This is a genomic window from Pseudoalteromonas sp. TAB23 (assembly GCF_000498075.1).
Taxonomy (GTDB): domain Bacteria; phylum Pseudomonadota; class Gammaproteobacteria; order Enterobacterales; family Alteromonadaceae; genus Pseudoalteromonas; species Pseudoalteromonas arctica.
This window is the reverse complement of record NZ_AUTP01000253.1, coordinates 1-4,792: the sequence shown is the minus strand read 5'-3', so window position 1 is coordinate 4,792 and position 4,792 is coordinate 1. Positions and strand designations below refer to the sequence as shown.

Here is a 4,792-nt window from a genome sequence, read left to right as displayed (position 1 = left end):
GTGGTGGGCGCAGGAGGATTCGAACCTCCGACCGCTCGGTTCGTAGCCGAGTACTCTATCCAGCTGAGCTATGCACCCACTTTCATTTTTACTATTACTTGTTTTTACTCTAAGTGAGAGTCTATAAAGTGGTGGGCGCAGGACGTATCTTGTAAGAATGAACCTCCGACCGTTTGGCTTTAGCCAACACTTTACTTTTTTATACTCTAAGTATGAGTCTATAAAGTGGTGGGCGCAGGAGGATTCGAACCTCCGACCGCTCGGTTCGTAGCCGAGTACTCTATCCAGCTGAGCTATGCACCCACTTTCATTTTTACTATTACTTGTTTTTACTCTAAGTGAGAGTCTATAAAGTGGTGGGCGCAGGACGTATCTTGTAAGAATGAACCTCCGACCGTTTGGCTTTAGCCAACACTTTACTTTTTTATACTCTAAGTATGAGTCTATAAAGTGGTGGGCGCAGGAGGATTCGAACCTCCGACCGCTCGGTTCGTAGCCGAGTACTCTATCCAGCTGAGCTATGCACCCACTTTATAGTTTACTTATTTTAACTCTAAGTAGAGCTTTTGCTTATTTAGACTCTAAGCAGAGTTATTAAAGTATGGTGGGCGCAGGAGGATTCGAACCTCCGACCGCTCGGTTCGTAGCCGAGTACTCTATCCAGCTGAGCTATGCACCCATACTTTAAAAATTTACAAAACACGCCATTAAAAGAAATGGTGGAGAGGGAGGGATTCGAACCCTCGATAGAGCTACAAACTCTATACTCCCTTAGCAGGGGAGCTCCTTCGGCCACTCGGACACCTCTCCGTCTTGTGGGGCGTATAATAAAGATTTCAGAAAATATGTCAAACACTTTTCTACCAAAAACGACTATATGGTTATAGATTGCACATATGCTTGGTTTAAAAGTGTAATTAGTTTGAAATTTAAGCGGGTTACGTATTTTTATTTGAAGGATTAACACCTAGCACAGGAACTAAGTCATCAGTTAACTGAGCCAAATACTGTTCTTGGTAACCTAATTGTTGAAATTCAGCAATACAAGCACGGTAGTAAGCATTTCTTTCTTGCTCTGATGTGCATTCTTCTGATAGATCATCTACTCGTTTGTCTTTCATACTATTATTCTAAGTCCTTTAAGAATCTATATTTAACTGCTAAATACCAAGCAGTGTAAATTTCGTGCATATTCTAGCTAAAACCTTTACATAAATACAACATATGTTTAAAAAACAATCATACTAAAAAGTTATAGCACTGTTAGTTTTAATATTAAAAACTGCCAATAACAATAAATTAGCGAAGCTGAATTGCACATTAACCAGCACTAATAACTACATTTAATTTTTAGTGTAGTACTTATTAATTAAAATACTAATGCAAAGCAAAAAAAACGCCGCTATTAAGCGGCGTTTATTAACTTACTTTGTTCTACCCAAAGCTTAGTCAGCTTGTGGACGCATATGCGGGAACAAAATAACATCTTTAATTGTTGATGAGTCAGTAAACAACATTACTAAACGGTCAATACCAATACCTTCACCTGCAGTTGGCGGTAAGCCGTACTCAAGTGCGCGTATGTAGTCTTCATCGTAATGCATTGCTTCATCATCGCCTGCGTCTTTCTCTTCAACTTGGCGAGTAAAGCGCTCAGCTTGGTCTTGTGCATCGTTAAGCTCAGAGAAACCATTTGCAAGCTCACGACCGCCAACAAAAAATTCAAAACGGTCTGTAACAAATGCATTTTCGTCGTTACGGCGTGCAAGTGGAGAAACTTCCCACGGGTAGCCAGTAATAAACGTAGGTTGAATAAGCATGTGCTCTGCTGTTTCTTCAAATATTTCACACAAGAACTTACCTGGGCCCCAAACACAATTTTCAGGAATTTTAACGTGCACTTGTTTAGCGTACGCTTTTAATTCGTCAAAGTGGTTTTCTGGGTCGTTAAATACCGCAGCATCAAACTCAGGGTTATATTTTAATATTGCATCGCTCATGCTTAAACGTGTAAACGGTTGGCCAAAGTCGTATTCAACTGAATCGATAACTTCGCCGTTTTCGTCTTTAGTTGTATTAACTACAACTGCACTACCTAGTACGTTTTCTGCAACCGTACGTAGCATGTCTTCGGTGATGTTCATCAGGTCGATGTAATCAGCGTATGCTTGGTAAAATTCAATCATTGTGAATTCTGGATTGTGACGCGTAGATAACCCTTCGTTACGGAAGTTACGGTTAATTTCGAATACACGGTCAAAACCACCTACCACTAAGCGCTTTAAGTAAAGCTCAGGCGCTATACGCAAGTACATATCGATATCAAGCGCGTTATGGTGAGTTACAAACGGACGCGCAGATGCACCGCCAGGTATAACCTGTAGCATTGGTGTTTCTACTTCCATAAAGTCACGGTCTGCTAAAAAGCGACGAATGCCTTCAACTACTTGTGAACGAATGCGGAATGTTTCGCGCGTTGCTTCGTTAGTAATTAAATCAACGTAACGTTGGCGGTACTTTGTTTCTTGATCTGATAAGCCATGGAATTTTTCTGGTAACGGACGAAGTGACTTAGTTAATAATTGGTACTCAGTCATTTCTACGTATAAATCGCCTTTACCTGATTTATTTAATGCGCCTTTAACACCAATAATATCGCCAGTGTCTAGTTGACCATATTTTTCTTTAAGATCTTTTTGAACATCTTTAGATGCATACGCTTGTACGCGACCTTTCATGTCTTGAATTACAAAAAACGGTCCACGCTTTGCTAAAATACGGCCAGCGATAGACACAACTTCTTGCATCTCTACTAATTCTTCTTTGCTCTTATCACCAAACTGGGCTTGCAAATCAGCCGTGTAATGCTCACGACGGAATTGGTTTGGATGACCGTTGGCTGGGCAATTTTCGCGTATAGCGTCTAACTTGCCGCGACGCTCAGCGATTAACTTGTTTTCGTCTTGGATTTTATCAGTCATTTTTTAGCTCTTTATTAGCTTGGTGGTTATAGGCCAGATTTAAGGCTGGCTTCAATAAATTTATCTAAGTTACCGTCAAGTACCGATTGGGTATTGCGGTTTTCAACGCCTGTACGTAAATCTTTAATGCGTGCGTCATCAAGTACGTATGAACGAATTTGACTACCCCAACCAATATCAGATTTAGCATCTTCTTGCGTTTGTTTTTCAGCATTTTGCTGTTGTAGCTCAAGCTCAAATAATTTAGCTTTTAACTGCTTCATCGCTTGGGCTTTATTTTTATGCTGCGAACGCTCGTTTTGACACTGCACTACGGTATTTGTTGGTACGTGAGTAATACGAACCGCCGATTCGGTGGTGTTAACGTGCTGACCACCCGCGCCCGATGCACGGTAAACGTCTATACGCAGGTCTGACGGATTCATATCAATTTCAATATTATCGTCAACTTCTGGGTATACAAACGCAGAAGCAAATGAAGTATGACGACGACCACTTGAGTCAAATGGGCTTTTACGTACTAAACGGTGCACACCAGTTTCTGTGCGTAACCAACCGTAAGCGTATTCGCCAACAAAGCGGACAGTTGCGCCTTTAATACCAGCAACATCACCGTCGGTCGCTTCAACTAGCTCAACTTTAAAGCCTTTAGCCTCGCCCCAACGTAAATACATACGAAGTAGAATATTACACCAGTCTTGTGCTTCAGTACCGCCAGAACCTGATTGTAAATCAAGGTACGCATCGTTTGAGTCATGAGGACCTGAAAACATACGACGAAACTCTAAACCTTCTAACTGCTCGTTTAGATCAGTTAATTCGCTTTGCGCTTCGTCAAAGGTATCTTGATCTTCAGCTTCTACGGCAAGCTCAAGTAAGCCTTCAACATCATCAGTACCGGCTACAAGGTTGTCGATTGTTTCAACAACAGCTTCTAATGCTGATTTTTCACGGCCAAGCGCTTGTGCGCGTTCAGGCTCATTCCACACGGCTGAATCTTCAAGCTCGGCGTTAACTTCTTCTAAGCGTTCTTGTTTAAGAGCGTAGTCAAAGGTACCCCCGAAGCAATTCAGTACGTTCGCGAATTTCCTTGATTTGATTAATCACAGGATTCACTTCAAACATGTACATCACTCCAAAATGGCTAGGTAATTGCGCCCCTTTAAATGGGATTTTCGCAATAAATTATCGTCAAATGATAAAAACGCCCGATTTTAACAAAAAACCGCGCGCTTTATTAGCATTTTATGCATGATATTACATATTTTTTAGTGCACTTTTTCAAGCTCTCTAACTATTAATTGCAGCGTAAATTTACCTCTAAACTCATTTATATCGAGCTGGTACGCTACTTTTACAAACTTCGCCTCAGTATCTGGCCATTCTTTTACATCAATACCAAAAGCAATGGCATCAACTAAACGACCAGATTGGTGCTTTAACACGAGCTTTAAATGCTTTTCGCCTACTATTCGCTGCTGTATTACTTCAAAGGTGTGCTCAAACACCGGCTCAGGAAATTGCTGACCCCACGGGCCCGATTGCTTTAATAGCTGGGCAAATTCCATCGTAAAGCAGTCGTTTGGCAGCTCGCCGTCGGTAAACACAATACAGCGCTTACTTTCTTCACTCAGTTGCGCGCTAACTGCGGCATCAAACGCTTTTTTAAAGTCGTTAAAGTGCTGCTCATTAATACTTAAACCAGCAGCCATTGCGTGGCCACCAAATTTATTAATTAAGTGTGGGTCGGCTGTATTAAGTCCTTCGAGTAAATCGCGCATGTGCAGCCCTTCAATAGAGCGGCACGAGCC

General features: G+C 41.6%; 4 protein-coding genes and 5 tRNA genes. All 9 read right to left on the bottom strand.

Going from position 1 to position 4,792, the window contains the following annotated elements; all coding sequences use genetic code 11:
* Position 1: 1 nt before the first annotated feature.
* Positions 2-78 (bottom strand) — tRNA-Arg (locus tag L654_RS0115310).
* 148 nt (positions 79-226) lie between these two features.
* Positions 227-303 (bottom strand) — tRNA-Arg (locus tag L654_RS0115305).
* A 148-nt stretch (positions 304-451) separates the two neighbouring features.
* Positions 452-528, bottom strand: a tRNA-Arg gene (locus L654_RS0115300).
* Between the two features lie 74 nt (positions 529-602).
* Positions 603-679: transfer RNA gene (locus L654_RS0115295), tRNA-Arg, on the bottom strand.
* A 38-nt stretch (positions 680-717) separates the two neighbouring features.
* Positions 718-810: transfer RNA gene (locus L654_RS0115290), tRNA-Ser, on the bottom strand.
* A 128-nt stretch (positions 811-938) separates the two neighbouring features.
* Positions 939-1,121 carry a hypothetical protein gene (locus L654_RS0115285; protein ID WP_010553261.1) on the bottom strand — a complete coding sequence of 61 codons (183 nt, stop codon included), beginning with the start codon at positions 1,119-1,121 and terminating at the stop codon, positions 939-941.
* 324 nt (positions 1,122-1,445) lie between these two features.
* The gene (lysS, locus tag L654_RS0115280) at positions 1,446-2,981 is read right to left on the bottom strand and encodes a lysine--tRNA ligase (RefSeq protein WP_007583775.1); all 1,536 of its coding nucleotides are present in this window, start codon (positions 2,979-2,981) and stop codon (positions 1,446-1,448) included.
* 26 nt (positions 2,982-3,007) lie between these two features.
* A protein-coding gene (gene prfB, locus L654_RS0115275; RefSeq protein ID WP_096058065.1) for a peptide chain release factor 2 occupies positions 3,008-4,106 on the bottom strand; the annotation gives its coding sequence in 2 pieces (ribosomal slippage) (positions 3,008-4,030 and positions 4,032-4,106; 1,098 coding nt in all).
* Positions 4,107-4,249: 143 nt separating this feature from the next.
* The coding region (locus L654_RS0115265) for a DHHA1 domain-containing protein (RefSeq protein WP_029753634.1) at positions 4,250-4,792 on the bottom strand (543 nt) is incomplete at its 5' end.